The following is a 20,157-nucleotide window of genomic DNA, read 5'->3' on the forward strand; positions in this document are numbered from 1 at the left end:
CACAGAGTAAGTCACTCTGGCGGACGTTCTGCTCGCCGAGGCGCAAGGAGGCGCTCTCGTGATTGTTCTGGGGAATCCGCCGGGAGTGGACGGCGATGGTGCCCTGATCCGGATCGGTCCGCCGCTGCTGCGGGAAGAGGCCGACGCGTGTCCCGAGGGACGTGCGCTGCGGGCCCGCCCTTTGCTCGTTCAGCAACCCGGGCGTTCCCGGCGCAAGCCGGTCGAGGACTTCGTGTTCAAGCCGGTGGACCATCTGCTGGACGCCGTGGAGCACGAGGGCAGGACCGTTGCCGAGGCTGCCGCGAACCGTTGGCACTTCCGCAATTGCTCGAGCGCGCACGCGAAATGGGCGCGGGAAGCAGCCCAAACCTTCCTTGCCGCGCGTGACCGGGAGCAGTCGGCACGCGTGGCTTCCGGATATCCGGCCACCTCTCCCGTGCAGCTGCGCTGGGTGGGCGGAAGGAAACTGAACGCCCTCGACGCGCGGGGCGCCGACCAGTACGAACGCACGGCTTGGGGGCGGCAGTACGCGTCCGGGGACGGAACGGTCCGGGAGCTCTGGATTCCGTCCCTCGAAAAGGTGAAGGCGAACCGCTCGCTTCCCGAGGTGATCGCTATCGCGCACGTGCTCGCCTCGGGGGTCCCGGCGCGCATGCCGTACCAGAAGCGCTCCGAACCCGTCGCGCCACCGCAGCCCCCACCGCGCAGGGTGCGTGTTCTCGGCCTCGGGCTCGGCGACGGTTCCACCGCCGTGCTCGGCGACTGGGACGTCGAGGAGGTCCAGCGCCTGTTCGACCTGCACGTGCGTGGTCTGATGGCCAAGGTCACCGACGGCCGAGGCCGGCTCCCCGGCTCGGACTGTGTCCGCTGCGAGGCACTCGTCGGCTGTCAGGACATCCCTCGTACACCCGGTCTGCTCGGTGCGCCGGGACCGGCCCGCCCCCGCAAGCGCCGCAGTGTCTCCGTCTCCGACCTGCGGGCGTACCGGGACTGCCCGGCCAGGTACCACCTGACCAGGGTGCTCAAGCTGCGTGACGGCCGGGCGGAGAACGAGGCGGTCCGGCGTGGCCGCGCGGTCGACGCCTGGCTCAACGAATGCCATGGTGCACAGCCGTGGGTGCCCTGCCGGGACGTCCCGTTGCCCGACACCCTGCCAGGGCTCGACGAGGCCGAACTCCCCGCCGCTCGCGCCATGATCCGCGCGCACAGAGGCCTGTGTCCGCTGGACGGTCTGCCCGCCACCGAGCGGGTCGAGCCGCAGCGCCGCATCGCAGTGTACGACGAGCAGGCGGACGTCGTCGTCATTGCCGACTGCGATGTGGTCTACACGGACGACGGCGGCGTGGTGATCCGCGAGACGAAGACCGCCGCGTACCGCTTCGGAGAGCGGCGGCGCCTCGTCGAGAGGTTCCCCCAACTGGCTCTCGGAGTGCTGCTGCTGGCATCCGGTGTACTAGGCGGCGACCCCCGTCGCTCCCGCGTCGAACTGGAAGTGTTGCGTCCGGACGGAGCACGCCTTGAGGAGCTCGACCCCTGCGACGGTCTCACCCTCGACCAGTCCCGGCAGGTCATCACCGAACTCGCCGGCGGCTGGGCGGCCGACGAGACCTACGCGGCCGAACCCGCCCCGGACTTCGACTGCTCCGACTGCGAGGTGGCGCGCTGGTGTTCCGTGGGACGTTCCCGGCGTGCCGTCGACATCTCGGGGGAGACGCGGTGACCGTCGACGACCACGACGCCGTACCGGCCGCGGACTGGGCGGCCCATGACGGAGTACCGCTGCTGCGGACGCTCGCCACGGCCCTTCTCGTTCTGGAGGCGCAGACCGGCCTGGACTCCTTCACCCTCCCCTACCCCGCCGAGGCACAGCGGGCGCTGGACCGCACGGTGCTGGCCTGCCTGTTGCGCGGTGCCCGCCCGCCCGCCGGGCTCACCGAACTCGTCGACCGCTGTCGGACGGAGCCGCTCGAGGACTGGCCGCTGAGCCTTCCCGCCGACCTGGTGGAGCCCGGGGACCGCCTGCTCGACGAGATCTCGGGCCGGCCCACCGAGCTGTGCCACGAGTGGGCCGGCCGGAGCCCCGACTCGGCCGCCGTCTTCCGGGACCGGGAAGTCGTCCTCGCCGCCCTCCGCCTGTGCCGTGAGTACGGTGAGGAGGAGGCATACACCGCTTTCCGCGGGCTGCTCGTGCACCGCCCGGTCCTCACCGCCGCCGAGATGTACGAGGTGACCGGTGACATGGTGCTGGAACCCGTGCATGAACTCATCCGGCGCATCTACAAACCCGTGCCGGAGTCCTATCTGCGGGACGGTGCCTACACGGCCTGCGAGCGGTGCCTCACCCTGCTGACGCCGGTCGGAGCGGGCGAGTGGTGGTGCGAGCGGGATCGCTGCCGTCGACAGGGGACGCCACCGCCGGGCCGCCGGATCACCTGGGACGGCACCCTCGCGGTCAGCCAACTGGAACGGCCACTGCGGCAGTTCGTCACCGGCCCGGGTCGGGCCGAGGCCGATCTGGAACGTGAGCTGCTGGCCCTGGGGCTCCAGGTGCGGATGTGGCCCGGCTACGACGCCTACGACCTCCAGGTGGTGTTCCCCGACGGCTGGCGCTGGGCCGTCGACGTCAAGGACTGGGCGCACCCGACGTTCCTCGGTCGCTCGGCCCGCCCCGTCCCCCAGGATCCGCCGTACGACGAGGCGTTCTGGTCGGTACCGGTGCACCGGGTGGTGGCCCGTCCCGGCTATGTCGCGGCCTTCGAACGGGCCCGGCCTGCGAGCGCCGATGACCTGCCGCTGCTGACCGATGTCGAACTCGTGACCCGTGCGAAGCGACGGCTGCGCACCTGCAAGGGAGACCGCCGTGCGTGACCGTGAGAGCTGGCACCGGCCGGTGAGCCGCGAGTTGTCCCTGGTGTGGAACGGGCTGCCCGCCGGGCTCGACGGAGTGAAGCCCGTCCATGTGTGCCAGGTCGAACTGGCTCTGCGCCTCCTGCAGAGCCTCGCCCCGCAGGAGCCGGCCGAGGGCGCCTACACGTTGCTGGGCGGCTACCCCTTCGCCCGTGTTGCCGGTCTGGCGCGCACCCGCGAACAGGACACGATGCTCGTCGCGGCCCGCCACCTGCTGTGGACGTTTCGGCGGGGGCGTGCTTGGCATCAGGCCCTCGACGCGTATCGCCTGGTTCCCGAGCGGTTGCGCGCCTATGAGGTGCCGGGCGCTCGTGAGCGAAGCGCGCCCCGACCGCTGCTGCCGACCGTCGCGGCCGGTCGTATCGTCGTGTACGACCAGGCGCTGGCCGGGATTCCCGACTTCGTCCGCAGGCCGCTTCCGCTGGCACCGGCGGGCCGCAGCAGTTTCCGGGAACTGCGCCGGACGACGTCGGTGACGATCCCCGAACTCCTCGTCCTGGAGCGCCCTCCCGGACATGACCTGTTCGCAGGGAGGGCCGGTGGTTGCGCACCGCTCACCGTCATGCGAGCCGAACTCGCCGACACTGCCCGGTGGATGGACAGCACCGAGCGGGAAGCGGGAATCGAGCGGCCGGGAAACTGGGAGGCGCGCATGGCGGAAGTGCGCATCGCGCCCCGGGACGCGGACGGGCGCGGCTTCACCGACGGCGACGCGCTGCGGCTGGACGGCATGCTGCATCTGGCGGGCATGGTGGGCGCCGGCAAGAGCACGCTGATGACGCTGGTCGCGGTGTGGGCCGCTCGCCGACAGACCCCGCTGCGCACCACCATCGTCGTAGGGGACGCCGCCGAACAGCTGCGTCTGTGCGAGCTGTTCACCGCTCTCGGCCTGGCCGCCGTTCCGCTGCTCGGGGCCAGCACACGTGAGACACATGTGCAGCGGCTCCACCGCCGGCTCGCCTCCCGCGGCTTGGACAACCTCCTCGACCACGATGCGCAGGGCTTCGACGAGCTGAGTACGGCGTGCGTCGTGGACGCGCTCCGGGGCACCGAGGCGGCCAGGCCGTTGCGCTACGCCGACGCGCCGTGCACGACTTTGTATCCGGAGCGGAACGCGCCGGAGCACAACGGCGGGCAGGCATCCGAGGGGCCCGATTCCCTGCCACCCCTCTGGCAGCCGGGCACGCCCCGCACCGACGAGAGCGCACCCGCCGACCAGGAACCGAAGGGCTCTCCCCACGGCTGCCCCGTCTGGGCCGAGTGCCCGCGCCACCGCTCGGTCCGCGCGCAGGTCGACGCGCTGATCTGGGTGGCCAACCCGGCAAGCCTGGTGCAGAGCGCGGTCCCCTCGCATCTCAACGACGAACGGCTGCGGCAGCTGGAACTGGCCTGTATCCGCAGTGACATCGTCTTCGTCGACGAGGCCGATTCCGTCCAGATGAAGTTCGACGAGCTGTTCGCCCCGTCGGCCACCCTCGTCCAACCGGGTATCGAGTCCTGGCTCGACCGGCTGCACACGCACAAGATCGAGGAACTCTCCCGCCAGGGAAGACTCCCCCTGACGGACCGCCAGGTCGAGCAGTGGAACGCGGCCCTGGCCGTGGTCACCGTCGCCGCCGACCGGCTGTACCGGCTGTTGATCTCCGACGAACCGCTGAGGGACTGGGTCGACATCGAGTACTTCAGTCCGTGGGCGCTCCAGGAGAAGCTCCTCGCCGACTGGTTCGACGAAGTGCCGGGACCCGACGCCTTCCGTGTCGCGGACGCACCCGAAGCGGTGGCGGACGAACAGGAGCTGTACGAGGGATACGACGACGACGTCAACGGCAAGGAACCCGACACGGCGCCCACCGCACCCCGCGACCCGCGCCGGGACGAACTGGCCGCGCTGCTCGACGCCTTTCGCGACGACCCGCTCGGCGGCCGCGGGCGGTGCGGCACGCTCACCGACACCATGGTGGAGACCGCCCAGGACCTGCTGTACGGCCTTTCCGCCCCCCGTACCCGGGACCGGGTCCGCGGGCTTCTCGGCGAGATGCTGCGGCAGACCCCCGTCGTGGGCGGCGGTCGCGCGCAGGACGGGGAGGCACACGAGAAGTGGCTGGACCTGACCTGCCGCCGCCTGGAGTTCACCCTGCTCCTGTCCGCCCTGCACCAGCGCCTGGACCGCCTCACCCACCTGTGGCCGCACGTGGAGGCCGCGCTGCGCCTCGGTGCTCAGGGCAAGGAACTGGCCCGTCGCGCCCCCCTGGACTACGCGCCGCTGATCCCGGAGGCGCCCATGGGTAACGTCCTCGGTTTCCAGTACCTCCCCGACGACCGGGAGCGTGACGAGATCGGCCGCACCAGCGGCACCCTGCGCTTCTTCCGCTGTGCCGGCGTGGGACGTGAACTCCTCCATGCCCTGCCGGAGTTGGGCGCGGACCGCGCGGCCGGCCGCCCGGGCCCCCATGTGGTGCTCATGTCGGGCACCAGCTGGGCCGGCGAGTCCACTCGGGCGCACGTGCTCGCCCCGGTGGGGGCGGTTCTGAAACCGTCCGCCCGGTCGCTCGAAGCGGTGGCACGCACCCGTTTCGACACCCACTTCCTCTACGACGAGGAAGGCAGGCCGATGAGCCTGTCCGGGACGGCCCCCAAGGCCCGGACCACCCAGGCGCGCGCGATCGCCGCGAAGCTGGGCCGGCCCGGCCCCGGCGGCTGCGACAGTCCTCTCGACCTGGAACTGGCCAAGGTCGCCGACGACCACCGCAAGCGGGCCCTGCTGCTGGTGGGCAGTTACCGGGAGGCCTACGCCGTCGCCGACACCCTGGACGCCGAGGAGCGGTGGCAGAACCGGGTCCGGGTGCTCGTACCGGACGACGCCGACCTCGATCAGGCCCTGCACGGCACGGGCTTCGCGGAGGGCGGGACCACCTCGTCCACCCTGCGCCGTGGCGATCTCGCACTGTTCGCCGAAGACCCGGCCGCGGAAGTCCTGGTCGCTCCGCTGCTGGCGGTCGAACGCGGCCACAACATCCTCAACGCCCAGCGCAACGCCGCCTTCGGCACCGCGCTCTTCCTCGCCCGCCCGCATCCCCGGCCCGACGAACTGTCCCTGTCGGTCTTCGCCGTCAACGACTGGATCAGCCGTTTCGTCCGTGACCGGCCGCGCGCCGACGACCTCCCGGGGCCCACCACCTTCACCGAACTGGTCACCAAGGCCACCACACTGGACCAGGCCGGCCGAGACCTGAGATTCGCCGGCCGCCAGGAGTGGCGCCGCCTGCTGTCGCGGCGCTACATCTACTCCCGGCTGTCCCCCTGGGAGAAGCGCGCGTTCGCATGGGACCAGCTGGTCACCATGTGGCAGGTCATCGGCCGCCTCGTGCGCGGTGGAGTGCCCGCCAGAGTCGTGTTCGTCGACGCGGCTTTCGCACCCCGGCTCGCGCGGTCCCTCGCTCCGACGGCTTCCGGCGCCGCCGTCCCGGCGGCCGACGGCCTGCTGCGGGCCCTGCGGTCGGTCCTGTCACCGTACTTCGCCGCCGACGCCGATCCGGACACCTTTCCCGACCCGGCCGACCCCGCGCTGGCCCGGCTGCTCTACCAGCCCTTCCACGACGCCCTGCTGACCCTCGGCCATCATCGGGCCGTCCGCTGAGACAGCCGGCGCCGGCCCGCCCGTCACCGCCCCACCCCTCCGAAGGAGGTTTGCCATGCCCGTGAACTACCGCACCGTCCGCACCGCCGCCTGGCTCCCGGCCGACTCCCTGACCAACCTGACCGCGCGCTACCGCGCCCTGCCCTTCCCCGAACAGTGGCGGGACGCGATTCTCGCCCTGTGCAACGCCGGCCGCGACCCGCAGGCGGAGCCGTACCGGACCGTACCCACCCGTCGCCTCGAACAGGTCCTGCAGGCCTTCGCCCCGGACGTCCTCGTGCTGCCCAGGCCGCCGTTCCACGAGCGGGGAAAGGAAGGGGTGCGCTGGCTGTACGTCGCGGCGGACGCCCCCGACCCGCTCCCCCCGCACGTCCTCACCCCGCTGCTCAACCGCTGGTTGCGCGAACTGCGGCCCGAACCGGAGCACCGGGTCCTGCTCAAGGACGTCCGCGCCCAGCTCGCCGAGCACCCGCCCGAGTGGGAACCCGTCGAACGCGAGCTGCTGGCCTGCGACCGCACCCGGGGCGGTACCGCCGCGCCCGCCTCCCACCAGTTCACCCTCACCACGGACTGGCTGGCCCGCCGCGTCCTGGCGCTGGGACCGTACCCGTACGAGGGCGGGCAGCTGCGCTTCCGGGCCATGCCGCGCGGCCCCCGGGACCAGGGTGCGGAACTGGTCTCCCAGCCCCTGCCGTACGAGCCGTCGCCGGGCAAGGGCACCTGGTGGTTCTCCGTCGTCCTCAACATCACCCTGCACACCGTGCCGTTCGACCCCTTGCCCCGTTTCCACCTCCACTGGTCCATCCGCCGCTGGGCGACGCGCACGTCGCCCACGACGGGACGGGTGCGGCTGCCGTACGGAAGCCGCACCACGGTGCTGCTGCGCCCCCGGGTGCCGGTGCTGCCCGGGGTTCCGCTCAGCGAGCGGTACGCCGTCGCCCAGCTCGAACGGCGCTGGGACAAGGAACGCGGCGAGTTCACCGACGGCTGGGCCTTCGGCGGGCCGGCCGGGCTGCTCCAGGACGTCTCCCTCGGCGAACCGTTCCCCGACGCCGACGCCATCCTGACGGACCCGGAGGACTGGCTGCGGCGCGAGGCACGGGCCGGGATCGTGTACCGCACCGCGATGGGCGGCCACGAGGTCAAGGCCGGCCTGATGCCGAACCAGTGCTCGGAGCTGACGGCCTGGGCGCAAGCGGCCCTTCCCGCCGAACTGCGCACGGCACCGGACCTCACGCACACCGCGCTCGCCGCGGCCAAACCGCTCAACGCCCCGCCCGCCAGTGTCCCCAGGGCGGCCCGGGAAGAAGAGGACGCCCGTCGCTGTGCCGAGCGGCGGGCGGCGGTGGCCTTCGCCGTCGGGGAACTCGGCGGCGCGCGGACCGAGGACGGCCGACCGGTGCTGGAGGCGCGGCTGCTGTGGCAGTCGGCCGAGATGCGGAACGCGGCCCTCGCGGCGCTCGTCACGCGGCTCGGCCTCAAGGGTGACGGCGGTTCCTTCACCGAGCCGGAGTACGACGCCGCCGACCCGGGCCGCCCGGTGGTGCACGAGTGGCAGGCGCCGGAACTCACCGTCCGCGTACGGTGCCTGCGGCCGGTCGTACGCCATGACGACGGCACCGGCCACGCACTGACCGCGGGCCTCGGCCTCCCGGAGGGCGTACGGCGCACCCGGGAGGCGGTCACCGCGGCCGTGGGGGAGCGGCGCACCGAGACGGCGGCGTGGCTGGCCGAAGACCGGACCGGGGACGCACCCGCACTGGCCCTGGTCGAGATCGACCGTCCCGCCGATTTCGCGTCCCGGGACCACGACCCCAAGTTCGCCCTGCGGCTCGGCTGCGCGGATGCCGGCTTCGTCACGCAGTTCGTGGCGCTCCCCAAGAAGACCAAGGGGTACAACTCCCTGGGCAGCATGGACCACCGGGCCCTGATGGCCTGGGACGACGGACTGCGGCAACTGGGCGCCCGGGTCCATCCCGAGCATGGCATCGAGCGGGGCGTTCCGCAGGGGATGCGGTACGCCGCGGTCTGGATGGTCCGCAAGAACCACACCGCGCGCAACCGCTGGGCCGCCGATGTCCCGGTCGCCGTCCTGGTCACCCCGCAGGCGCCCGGGAGCGGTCTGGCCCGGGTCCAGGGCTGGGACCCGGATGCCGACGACGGCGCCGGAGCATGGGTGCCGTACCCGGTCATGCTGATCGGGCTCACCCGTCTCGCCGAGGTGCAGCCGTCCGTGCCGGCTCCGCGTGCGGAGGGCGAGCTGGTGCCCGCGGGGCGCCGCCGCAGCTGGCGTGCCGACCGTGAGGAGCAGCGGCGAAGCGCGGAGGAGTGGCTGCAGAAGGTACGTGCGTCGCTGCGCCGCCGGCCCACGATGCTCCTGGTCGACGCACAGAACGCCCGGTCGCACTGGACCTGGCTCCAGGACGGCCGTACGGAGCCGGACCGCATCCGTGACGGGCACGCCGAGCCGCGGCGGCTCGCACCGGACCTGCGACTGGTGCGGGTGCGCACGGGGAAGGGCCGTGAGACCGCCCAGTGGTGGGGCGTGAACCCCAAGGACGGGCCCAACGGCATCGCATCGCACCTGTGGATCCCGGAGGGTGACGGAACGGGCCGGGTCTTCTACAGCACCACCCCCAAACCGGTTCAGTTCAGCACCTCGGCGGTGGAGGCGGACAAACTGGCGCTGCGTCCGATCCGGATGGGGAAGCGCAAGGGGGAGCCGACCATCGACACCGGGGTGGTGGGCTGGATGCCGGCCCTGGTCGAACTGGCCGTCCTCGGTTGCCACACGGACGACGAGGACGACCCACAGGCTCTCGCCCTCGCCGTTCACCTGCTGCGTCAGCCCCCGGACTACCCCCAGGCGCTCGCCCTGCCGCTGCCGCTGCACCTGGCGGGCCTGGGGCAGCAGTACGTCTTGCCTACGCGGCCCGAGGGGGGAACCGACGGAGTGGACGGTGTGGAAGCCCTGGCGAAGGGCGCACGGGTTCCGACAGCCCCGCCCGACGAGGAGAACGCGGCGGACTCCGCGGCGGATCCCGACCCGGCGACGGCAGCGGCGGCGGGCCTCGACCTTGAGCCGGAGCTGCCGGAATCCGCCGACGAACTGGAGCAGCTGGCACTGTTCGGGTTCTGACGGGCCCGGGAACAGGCTGGGGAATCCGCCCCGGACGGCCGTCGCGTGAGGTCGGCGCATCGGGGCGTCCCCAGCCTGGCCGGTGCCCCGATCCGACACCTCGCCGGTCAGCGGGCCGGTCCGCGCCCATACCGGCCGACCGCTCGGGCCCAGGCCCGCACCGGCCGTGCGTCCGGTCCCATCGGGTGGGTGAAGGGCCGCAGAGGGTCCACCTCCGCCCAGGGGACGAGTGCCTTCTCCGGGGAGCCGCGCTCGGGCAGCCACGCCGCGAGGCGTTGCCAGACCTCGCCGGCGTGGGCGGGCCGGTCGTCGGGTTCCTTGGCCAGCAACTGGAGCACGAGCCGCTCCAGTTCGGTGGGGAGCCCCCGGCGCAGCACGCTGGGCGGCACGGGGTGCCGCTCAAGGATCATCGAAGGCAGCATCAGCTCCGAGTCGTGCGCGAAGACCGGCTCCGCGGTGAGCATCGCGTACAGCAGACAGCCGAGTGCGTACAGGTCGGTCCGAGGACCGACGGGCTTGCCCCGCACCTGTTCGGGCGCCATGCACTCGAGGCTTCCGGGGCGCTCGCCGGTCATGGTGAGGGCGGTGGTGTCCGGGTTGAGGAAAGCCGCGACCCCGAAGTCCAGGACCTTCACCACACCGTCCGTGCGGATGACGACGTTGCTGCCCTTGAGATCGCGGTGGACGACGTCCCGCGCGTGCACGGAGCCCAGGACCGAGGCGATCTGCACGCCGATCGACGCCGTCTCCTCGACGGACAGCGGACCTTCCTCGACGATCCGGTCACTGAGCGCGGGTCCGATCACGTACTGCATGACGAGGAAGCGGACGCCGTTCTCCTCACCCAGGTCGTACACGGTGGCGAGTCCGGCGTGGTCGAGCCGGGCGACGGCCTGGGCCTCCCGGCGGAACCGCTCGGCGTCGCGGGCGCGTTGCTCCTCGGTGAGCCCGGGGGCGACGCTCATCGTCTTCAACGCCACGTCACGCCCGAGGTTCTCGTCATGGGCGAGCCAGACGACGCCCATGCCGCCTCGCCCGATGAGGTTCTTGATCCGGTAGCGACCGGCGATCAGTGATCCGGTGTCCATCCGCGCTGCCGCCCTGTCCCCTTGTGTCCTGTCGTGCCCTGCCCGGGTGGTTGTCGGGACAAGAGTGTGTCATGTGACGGCCCGTTGGGCGCAGCGAACACGGCAAACACAACCCGCACACGCGTTGACTGTGTTCACATGATGCTGATCTAATGGATTCCGGGTGGGGCGGTACGGCTCGCGCCCGTCACCTACTACGGTGACGTGTGGATCGCGTCGGGAACAAGTGAGGGTTACGTGGACGTCTTCGGGGTGCATCGCCGACTCATCCAGGACTACAAGGAGTACACGTCCGGGTCGGTGGTGATCGACGATCCGCGCATCGGTGAGAAGGTCTCCAAGTCCCTTGCCGACGGCGATCAGTGGCCCGACCCCTGGCTCTCGCTGAACCCGAGCTTCGAACGCGGTGGCACCGTGGACCACCTCGCCGACGACCTCGGTCTCCTGCACCCCGAGTGCAAGCGCATCTTCCGTGTCGGCAAGGACAAGCCGGGCGCGACCGTCCGGCCCATCACCTTCCACCGTCACCAGCGCGACGCCATCGAGGCCGCCGGCTCCCGGCAGTCCTATGTCCTGACCACCGGCACCGGCTCCGGCAAGAGCCTCGGCTACATCGTGCCCATCGTCGACCGGGTACTGCGGGACAAGGAGGCCGGAGCGCCCCCCGGCATCAAGGCGATCATCGTCTACCCGATGAACGCCCTGGCCAACAGTCAGATGGGCGAGCTGAAGAAGTTCCTCTCCGCCGGCTACGGCGAGAACCGGGAGCCGGTCACGTACGCCCGTTACACCGGCCAGGAGAAGCAGGCCGACAAGGACACGGTGCTCGACAATCCGCCGGACATCCTGCTCACCAACTACGTGATGCTGGAGCTGATGCTCACCCGGCCCGAGGAGCGCAAGCGCCTCATCGGCCGGGCCAAGGGCCTGCGCTTCCTGGTCCTCGACGAGTTGCACACCTACCGCGGCCGGCAGGGCGCCGACGTCGCCGTGCTGGTGCGACGCGTGCGCGAGGCGTGCGAGTCGCCCGACCTGCAGTGCGTCGGCACCTCCGCCACCATGGCCACCGACGGCACTCCGGCCGCCCGCCGCCGTGCCGTCGCCGAGGTCGCCTCCACACTGTTCGACACGGAGATCTCCCCGGAGCGGGTGGTGGGCGAGACCCTGGTCCGGGCGACCGGCGATGCCACTCCCACCTCCGCCGAACTCGCCGCCCGGGTAAGGGAGAACGACCCGCCGAAGGAGTACGCGGCGCTCGCCGCCGACCCGCTGGCCCGCTGGATCGAGACCACGTTCGGGCTGACGAAGGTGACCGACGAGGACGGTACGGAACTGCTGGTCCGTGCCGACCCCACCACTGTGGAGCTCGCAGCCCGCGCCCTGCGTGAGAAGGCTTTCGACATTCCGGAGAAGGCGCCCGACGACGAGCTGTACACCGCCTGCATGAACGCCATCCGCGCCACCCTGCAGGCCGGTTCGCACGCCCGTGACCGGGAGACCGACCGGCCCCTGTTCGCCTTCCGGCTGCACCAGTTCCTCTCCAAGGGCGGCTCGGTGTACGTCTCCCTGGAGCCGGCGGAGAGCCGCCACATCACCCGCACCTACCAGCAACGGGTGCCCGGTCAGCCGGAGAAGCTGCTGCTGCCGCTGTCCTTCTGCCGCGAGTGCGGCCAGGAGTACCTGACCGTGGCCCGGGACCAGCGCGACGACGGCACGGTGGCCTTCCGCACCCGCGAGGACGAGGACGAGGACCTGGGATACCTCTACGTCTCCGCCACCAACCCCTGGCCCGAGCATCTGGGGGACGCCGTCGAGCAGCGCCGGTTCCCCGACAGCTGGCTCACCCTCGACCCGAGGAAGGCGACGACCGTCCTCACCGCGAGCCGCAGGAAGCGCGCGCCTCAGCCGGTGTGGGTACGGACCGACGGCGAAACCGTGGACAAGGGCCACAAGGACGGCCTGTACGCGGCCTATCTGCCCACCCCCTTCCCGTTCTGCCTGGAGTGCGGAGTCAGCTACGAGGAGGTGCGGGAGCGCGACTTCGCCAAGCTGATGACGCTCGACCAGGAGGGCCGGTCCACGGCCACGTCCGTCGTCAGCGCCTCCATCGTGCGCCACCTCAAGGGCCTCCCCGAGAACGAACTCGGCAAGGATGCACGCAAGCTGCTCACCTTCGTCGACAACCGGCAGGACGCCAGCCTGCAGTCCGGGCACTTCAACGACTTCGTGATGGTCACCCAGCTGCGCGGCGCGCTGTACCGCGCGATGCTGGAGGCGGGGGAGAAGGGGCTGCGCTGGAAGCGGCTGGGCGAGGAGGTCGTGGAGGCCATGGGACTGGCCCCGCACGAGTACGCCAACAACCCCACCGAGGTCGAGGCGCTCGCCGAGGAGACGCGGGACGCGCTGGCCCAGATCGCCGAGTACCGGCTCTTCCTGGACCTGGAGCGCGGCTGGCGGATCACCATGCCCAACCTGGAGCAGACCGGTCTGCTCGGCCTGGAGTACGCCGGCCTCGACCAGATCGCCCAGGACGAGGAGCGCTGGCAGCGGGCCGCGGGCCCGCTGCGCACCGCCACCCCCGCCACTCGCCTCGACGTCGCCCGGGTCCTCATGGACGAACTGCGCCGCCAACGGGCCGTGGACACCCCGTACTTCACCGAGGCCAAGTTCAACGAGCTGCGCAAGGAGTCGGCGAAGCTCAACGACGCCTGGGGGATCGCCGACACCGAGGCCGCGCCCCCCGCGCCGACCGTCGCCCTGCCGCGCGCGGGGCGGCCCCAGCGCAGCCGCAGCGAGAAGAACCTCACCGGCCGCGGCGCCTTCGGCCGTTTCGTGCGCAAGCCGCAGACCTTCCCCGACTGGCGGCACGACCTCTCCCTCGACGACGCCCAGGACGTCATCCGCGACCTGCTCGACGTCCTCGCCGACGGCGGCGTCCTCACCCGCGTCGCACAGGGCCGGGGCGAGGACCCCGGCTACCGGATCAACCACACCGTCATCCGCTGGCACGCCCGCGACGACGACCACGGCGCGGTGGACCGGCTGCGCCGCACCTACCGGACCGGGCGGGGACCCCGCGTCAACGCCTTCTTCAAGGGCCTCTACAAGGAGGTCGCCGGTACCTTCGCCGGCCTGCACGCGGCCGAGCACACCGCCCAGGTCCACCCCGACATCCGCGAGGAGCGGGAACACCTGTTCAGCAAGGGGGAGCCGCTGCCCCTGCTGTACTGCTCGCCGACGATGGAGCTGGGCGTCGACATCGCCAGCCTCAACTCGGTCAACCTGCGCAACGTACCGCCGACCCCCGCCAACTACGCCCAGCGTTCGGGCCGCGCGGGCCGCTCCGGTCAGCCCGCGCTGGTCACCACGTACTGCGCCACCGGCAACAGCCACGACCAGTACTACTTCACCCGCTCCGACCAGATGGTCGCCGGCAGCGTCGCCCCACCGCGCCTGGACCTGGCCAACGAGGACCTGCTCGCCTCCCACGTGCACGCCATCTGGCTCGCCGAGACCGCCCTGGAACTGGGCCGCTCCATGACGAGGATCCTGGAGACGGACGGCAAGACGCCCTCGCTGCGACTGCTGCCCGAGGTGCGCGAGCAGATCGGCAGCGAAAAGGCCCAGCAGCGCGCCCTCGCCCGAGCCCGGACGGTCCTCGCCGGCTGCGCCGAGACGCTGAAGGCCACGTCGTGGTGGCACGAGCAGTGGCTGGAGGACACCGTCAGCAGCGCTCCGGGCTCCTTCGACCGCGCCTGCGGCCGCTGGCGCACCCTCTACCAGAAGGCACTGGAGGAGCGGGAGCTCCAGCACGACAACATCCGCAACCGCACGGCGACCGGCCGCTCCCAGCAGCAGGCCGTACGCCGCCGCGCCCAGGCGGAGAACCAGATCGCGCTCCTGGAGAACCGGCAGGGCGGCGAGCGCACGGTGCTGTCCGACTTCTACCCGTACCGCTACTTCGCCTCCGAGGGCTTCCTGCCCGGCTACTCCTTCCCCCGGCTGCCGCTGGCCGCGTACATCCCCGGCACCGGCCGCACCACCCGCGGCTACGACGGCGACTACCTCCAACGGTCCCGGTTCATCGCGATCCGCGAGTTCGGTCCCGGCGCGCTGATCTACCACGAGGGCAGCCGCTTCAAGGTGAACCGGGTCCAGCTGCCGCCGGACACCTCCGGTGAGCTGACCACCGACAGTGCCAAGGTATGCCAGAGCTGCGGCTACCTGTCACCGGAGGACCAGCGCGAGGACACCTGCCCCGGCTGCCAGGGCACGCTCGGCGACCCCCGCACCGGTCTGCTCCAGCTGCATACGGTCTTCACCCAGCGCCGCGACCGGATCTCCTCCGACGAGGAGGAGCGCCAGCGCACCGGTTACGCCGTGGAGATCTCCTACCGCTTCAAGAAGCACGAGGACGGCCGCGACGGCTCCCTGCGGGCCGAGGCCAAGGCCACGGCCGGCCGGCTCCTCGCCCACCTCGCCTACGGCGACAGCGCCACGGTCCGGCTCACCAACCTCGGCTACCGCCGCTCGGTCGCCAAGGGCGAGATCGGCTTCTGGATCGACCCGGTCACGGGGGAGTGGCTGGCCGGCTCCACGGGCGCCAAGGGCACGGGCACCGCCGGCCGGGAGACCCCGGAGGAGCAGGAGGGCCTGGCCGACGCCGACAAGGCGCTGCGCAAGGTCCCCGTCATCCCCTACGTCCAGGACACCCGCAACATTCTCGTCCTCCAGCTCGCGGCCCCCGTCGACCGGGACACCGCGATCACCCTCCAGTACGCGCTGGAGCGGGGCATCGAGGCCGAGTTCCAGCTGGAGGACTCCGAGCTGGACACCTGGGAACTGCCACCGCACGACGGCCCCCGCGAGCGGCTGCTGTTCATCGAGAGCGCCGAGGGCGGCGCGGGCGTCCTGCGTCGGCTGCAGGCCGAGCCCAAGGCGCTCGCCGCCGCTGCCCGCCGGGCCCTGGAGATCGCGCACTTCGACCAGGAGGGCCGCGACCGGGGAGCCGAGAAGAAGAACGGCGACCCGTGCGAGAAGGGCTGCTACCACTGCCTGCTCTCCTTCGGGAATCAGCGCCACCACCGGGCGATCGACCGCCGGCTGGTCCGCGACCTGCTGATGGAGTTCAAGGACGGTTCGGTCGGCGGTGGCCACGTCGGCCGCACCCGCGACGAGCACGCCGACGCGCTCATCGAGGGCGCCGACTCCTCCCTGGAGGAGCGGTTCATCGCCTACCTGAGGGCACACGGCCACCATCTGCCGCAGCACCAGCAGATGAAGGTGAGCACGGCCCTGTCCAAGCCGGACTTCGTCTACGACACCGGCTTCGGCCCGGTCGCCGTGTTCGTCGACGGCCCGCACCACGACCACGCCGAGACGACGCTGCGCGACGAGGAGGCCGCCGAGCGGCTGAAGGAGATCGGCTGGGAGGTCATCCGCATCCGGTACGACGACGACTGGTCGAAGGCCGTCGCCGAGTACCCTACGGTCTTCGGCGAGGCCCGCCGCTGACCAGCGGTGGGGCGGACCCGTACCGGTCCGCCCCACCGAGGGGTTCCGCGCGGGCCTCACTCGCCGTGTACCGGGGCGGCCCACTGCGCGCCGTCCCCGTGCGCCCGCCGCCCACCCGCCCACCAGTCCGCCCGTTCCCGTCGAACCGTCCCGCTTGTCCGCCCGCTCTCCCCGAGCCGTCCGCAGGCCCGACCGAAGTCCCGCCCGCCCCGACCCCGGAAGGCATCCATGACCGCCACCGCCCAGCCGACCCAGCAGCCGTACGCGGTCGGCTCCCTCGTCCATGCCCGGGGCCGTGAGTGGGTCGTGCTGCCGGACTCCACGCCCGAGCTCCTTGTCCTGCGCCCCCTCGGCGGCGCCGACGACGACATCGCGGGCGTCCTCCCGGGACTGGAGCGCGTCGTCCACGCCACCTTCGCCCCGCCCACCTCCTCCGACCTGGGCGACCAGCAGGCCGCGGGACTGCTGCGCACCGCCCTGCGCATCGGCTTCCGCTCCGGCGCGGGCCCCTTCCGCTCGCTCGCCTCGATCGCCGTGGACCCGCGCCCGTACCAGCTGGTCCCGCTACTGATGGCGCTGCGCCAGGACACCGTCCGGCTCCTGATCGCCGACGACGTCGGCATCGGCAAGACGGTGGAGGCCGGACTGATCGCCGCCGAGCTGCTGGCCCAGGGCGACGCCCGCGGCCTGGTCGTCCTGTGCTCGCCGGCCCTGGCCGAGCAGTGGCGGGCCGAGCTGCACGGCAAGTTCGGCGTGGACGCCCGGCTCGTGCTGCCCTCTACGATCGGCCGGCTGCTGCGCGAGACGCCCTACGGCCAGTCGGTGTTCCGCCCCGACGGCGCCTACGTCGTCTCCACCGACTTCATCAAGTCCCCCCGCCACCGTGAGGACTTCCTGAAGAACTGCCCCGACCTGGTGATCGTCGACGAGGCGCACTCCTGCGTCGCCGACTCCGCGCCGGGCGCCTCCGCGCGCACCTCCCAGCAGCGCTACGCCCTGCTGCGCGCCCTCGCCGACCGCGCCGACCGCCACCTCCTGCTGGTCACGGCGACCCCGCACAGCGGCAAGGAGGAGCCCTTCCGCCGCCTGCTCGGCCTGCTCGACGACCGCCTCGCCACGGTGAGCCTCGATACGGAGGCGGGCCGCCGGCTGCTCGCGGAGTTCTTCGTGCAGCGCCGCCGCGCCGACATCCGCGACGACTTCGGCGACGGCGCGCACTTCCCGTCCTCCCGCGACACCGCCGAGTCCCCGTACACCCTGCACCGCGACTACAAGAAGCTCCTCGACGAGGTCCTGTCGTACGCCCGCGAGACCGTCCGCGCGGCCGACGGCGCCCTCCAGCAGCGCCAGCGCTGGTGGTCCACCCTCGCCCTGCTGCGCACCCTGTCCTCCTCCCCGGCCGCAGCCGTGCAGTCCCTGAACACCCGGGCCGGCGTCGAGGAGGCCGACTCCCCGGAGGAGGCCGACCGCACCGGCGAGCGCACCGTCTCCGACCCGGCCGACAGCGAGGGCGCCGAGTCCGCCGACGCGGTGCCCGGCACCCGGCTGCCCGCCCCTGGCGCGGCGACCGACGCCCCCGACCCCGCCGCCACCCCGGAGGAGGCAGAGGACGACGAGGAGAAGGCCCGCCTGATCGCCATGGCCGAGGCGGCCAGGAAACTCGAGGGACCCACCCGCGACACCAAGCTGAAGAAGCTGATCGCCACCGTCACCGACCTCCTCGACGAGGGGTACCGGCCCATCGTCTTCTGCCGCTACATCGCGACCGCCGACTACGTGGCCGGCCACCTCACCAAGGCCCTCAACAAGAAGGGCGCCGAACACCCGGTCGCCGTCGCCTCCGTCACCGGTGAGCTCTCGCCCGACCAGCGCGTGACCCGCATCGCCGAGCTGACCGGCGTCGACGAGGACGGCAACCCCGCGCCCGAGCGCCGCGTCCTGGTCGCCACCGACTGCCTGTCCGAGGGCGTCAACCTCCAGGAGTCCTTCGACGCCGTCGTCCACTACGACCTCGCCTGGAACCCCACCCGGCACGAGCAGCGCGAGGGCCGCGTGGACCGCTTCGGCCAGCGCACCGACGTGGTCAAGGCGCTCACCCTGTACGGCGCCGACAACCCCGTCGACGGCATCGTCCTGAACGTCCTGCTGCGCAAGCACGAGCGCATCCGCCGCGTCACCGGCGTCTCCGTGCCCGTGCCGCAGGAGTCCGAGAGCGCCATGCAGGCCGTCTTCGAGGGCCTGATCCTGCGCGGCGAGAAGACCGCCTACGAACAGGAGGGCCTGTTCCCGCAGGAGGAGGCGGTGGCCGCCGAGCAGCTGGAGATCGCCTGGCAGTCCTCCGCCGAGCGCGAGAAGCGCAACCGCTCCCGCTACGCCCAGCACCGCATCAAGAAGGACGAGGTGGCCGCCGAGGTCGCCGAGATCCGCGCCGCGCTCGGCACCGGCGAGGAGGTCCGCGACTTCACCCACCGCGCCCTGGCCGCCCTGCGCGGCATGCCCGCCCCGACCAAGCAGGGCGGCTTCACCGTCCACACCGACGCGCTCCCGCACGGCCTGCGCGACGCCGTCTCCGCCGCGCTCGGCCCCCGCCACCCCCGCCCGGTCGTCTTCCACGACGCCCCGAGCGCCCCGCGCGGCGAGGCCGCCCTCACCCGCACCGACCCGGTGGTCGCCGCCACCGCCCGGTTCGTCCTGGACGCGGCCCTCGACGACGCCGGCAAGGTGCCCGAGTGGCAGCGCCCCGCCCGCCGCTGCGGTGTCATCCGCACCAAGGCGGTCGACCTCCGCACCACCCTCCTGCTCGTCCGCCACCGCTTCCGGCTGAACCTGCCCACCCGCGACGGCTCGGTACGCGAACAGCTCGCCGAGGACGCCCGCGTGGTCGCTTTCCGCGGCAGCGCCACCGCCCCCGAGTGGCTGCCGGAGGACGAGGCACTGGCACTCCTGGACGCCCGCGCCGCCCAGAACACCGACCCCAAGTTCGCCACCGAGCGCATCAGCGAGATCCTGTCGGCCCTGCGCACCGTCCTCATGCCCGAACTGCGCAACCACTCGGTCGAGTTGGGCAAGAAACTGGAAGCGTCGCACCACCGGGTCCGCACCGCCTCCCAGGCCCGCCGCCAGGGCCTGAAGGTCGTCCCGCAGGGCGACCCGGACGTCCTCGGCGTCTACCACTATCTCCCGGCCCCGACGATCCTCCAGGGAGCGGACGCATGAGCCTCGCCAGGACCCTTGTCACCGACACCGTCGCCACCGTCGGTGGCCTGCTCCCCTACGACCTCCTGGTGCGGATCAAGGAAGGCAAGGAGCAGACCGGCTCCAAGCCCGCCGACTACCGCCTGTACGCCAAGGGCGACTCCGTACGGGACGCCGCCGAGCGCTCCTGGGGTTACCTGCGCGGTGTCTGGGTCGCCTACCAGGACGCGCTGGCCCGCGACGGCGCCGACGCCGACCCCGGCGTGCACGCGGTCGGCCTGACCACCGAACGCTGGCTGCTGCCCCTGTTCGAACAGCTCGGCTTCGGCGCTCTCGCCCCCGTGCCCGCCCCCGGGCTGCGCTCCCGCGACGGCGAGAAGGACTTCGAAGTCAGCCACCACTGGGCGCACGTCCCCGTGCACCTCACCGGCTGGAACGTCCCCCTCGACCAGCGCACCCCGGAACTGGCCAGGCAGATCCCGCAGTCGATGGTCCAGGAGTACCTGAACCGCTCCGCGGACTCCACCCTGTGGGGCGTGCTCTCCAACGGCCGCCAGCTGCGGCTGCTGCGCGAGTCCGCCTCCCTCACCGGCGCCGCGTTCATCGAGTTCGACCTCCAGGCCCTCTTCGAGGGCGACCGCTCCGACGACTTCGTGCTGCTGTGGCGGCTGCTGCAC

7 protein-coding genes and 1 pseudogene are annotated in these 20,157 nt (G+C 72.1%); 7 read left to right on the top strand and 1 reads right to left on the bottom strand.

What is annotated here, in order from left to right; genetic code table 11:
• Positions 1 to 58: 58 nt before the first annotated feature.
• Genes RH94_RS19625 through RH94_RS19640 form a run of 4 tightly spaced genes read left to right on the top strand, consistent with a single transcriptional unit; the run spans position 59 to position 9,683 of the window.
• Positions 59 to 1,720 (top strand): PD-(D/E)XK nuclease family protein, encoded by a 1,662-nt coding sequence (locus RH94_RS19625; RefSeq protein ID WP_073948842.1) that lies wholly within the window; start codon positions 59 to 61, stop codon positions 1,718 to 1,720.
• Positions 1,717 to 2,868, top strand: a complete 1,152-nt coding sequence (locus RH94_RS19630; protein ID WP_073948843.1) for a pPIWI_RE_Y domain-containing protein — start codon at positions 1,717 to 1,719, stop codon at positions 2,866 to 2,868. The genes RH94_RS19625 and RH94_RS19630 overlap by 4 nt, the downstream gene beginning before the upstream one ends.
• Positions 2,861 to 6,544 carry a pPIWI_RE_Z domain-containing protein gene (locus RH94_RS19635; RefSeq protein ID WP_073948844.1) on the top strand — a complete coding sequence of 1,228 codons (3,684 nt, stop codon included), beginning with the start codon at positions 2,861 to 2,863 and terminating at the stop codon, positions 6,542 to 6,544. The genes RH94_RS19630 and RH94_RS19635 overlap by 8 nt, the downstream gene beginning before the upstream one ends.
• A gap of 55 nt (positions 6,545 to 6,599) precedes the next feature.
• Positions 6,600 to 9,683, top strand: a complete 3,084-nt coding sequence (locus RH94_RS19640; protein ID WP_073948845.1) for a pPIWI_RE module domain-containing protein — start codon at positions 6,600 to 6,602, stop codon at positions 9,681 to 9,683.
• Positions 9,684 to 9,790: 107 nt separating this feature from the next.
• On the opposite strand, the gene RH94_RS19645 is transcribed toward RH94_RS19640, so the two are convergent.
• On the bottom strand, positions 9,791 to 10,771 hold the full coding sequence (locus RH94_RS19645; RefSeq protein ID WP_073948846.1) for a serine/threonine-protein kinase: 981 nt from the start codon (positions 10,769 to 10,771) through the stop codon (positions 9,791 to 9,793).
• A 204-nt stretch (positions 10,772 to 10,975) separates the two neighbouring features.
• Between RH94_RS19645 and RH94_RS19650 the strand changes: the two genes are divergently transcribed.
• From RH94_RS19650 to RH94_RS43935, 3 genes and pseudogenes are all read left to right on the top strand, one after another.
• A complete protein-coding gene (locus RH94_RS19650) occupies positions 10,976 to 16,285 on the top strand; it encodes a DEAD/DEAH box helicase (RefSeq protein ID WP_234425885.1) in 5,310 nt (1,769 codons plus the stop codon).
• A gap of 228 nt (positions 16,286 to 16,513) precedes the next feature.
• Positions 16,514 to 19,501: a helicase-related protein gene (locus tag RH94_RS19655; protein ID WP_073948848.1), complete on the top strand. Its 2,988-nt coding sequence runs from the start codon at positions 16,514 to 16,516 to the stop codon at positions 19,499 to 19,501.
• Positions 19,498 to 20,157 (top strand): annotated as a pseudogene (locus RH94_RS43935) (Eco57I restriction-modification methylase domain-containing protein); the annotation flags it as partial. The gene RH94_RS19655 and the pseudogene RH94_RS43935, both read left to right, overlap by 4 nt.

The organism is Streptomyces kebangsaanensis, from assembly GCF_001906585.1.
GTDB lineage: Bacteria > Actinomycetota > Actinomycetes > Streptomycetales > Streptomycetaceae > Streptomyces > Streptomyces kebangsaanensis.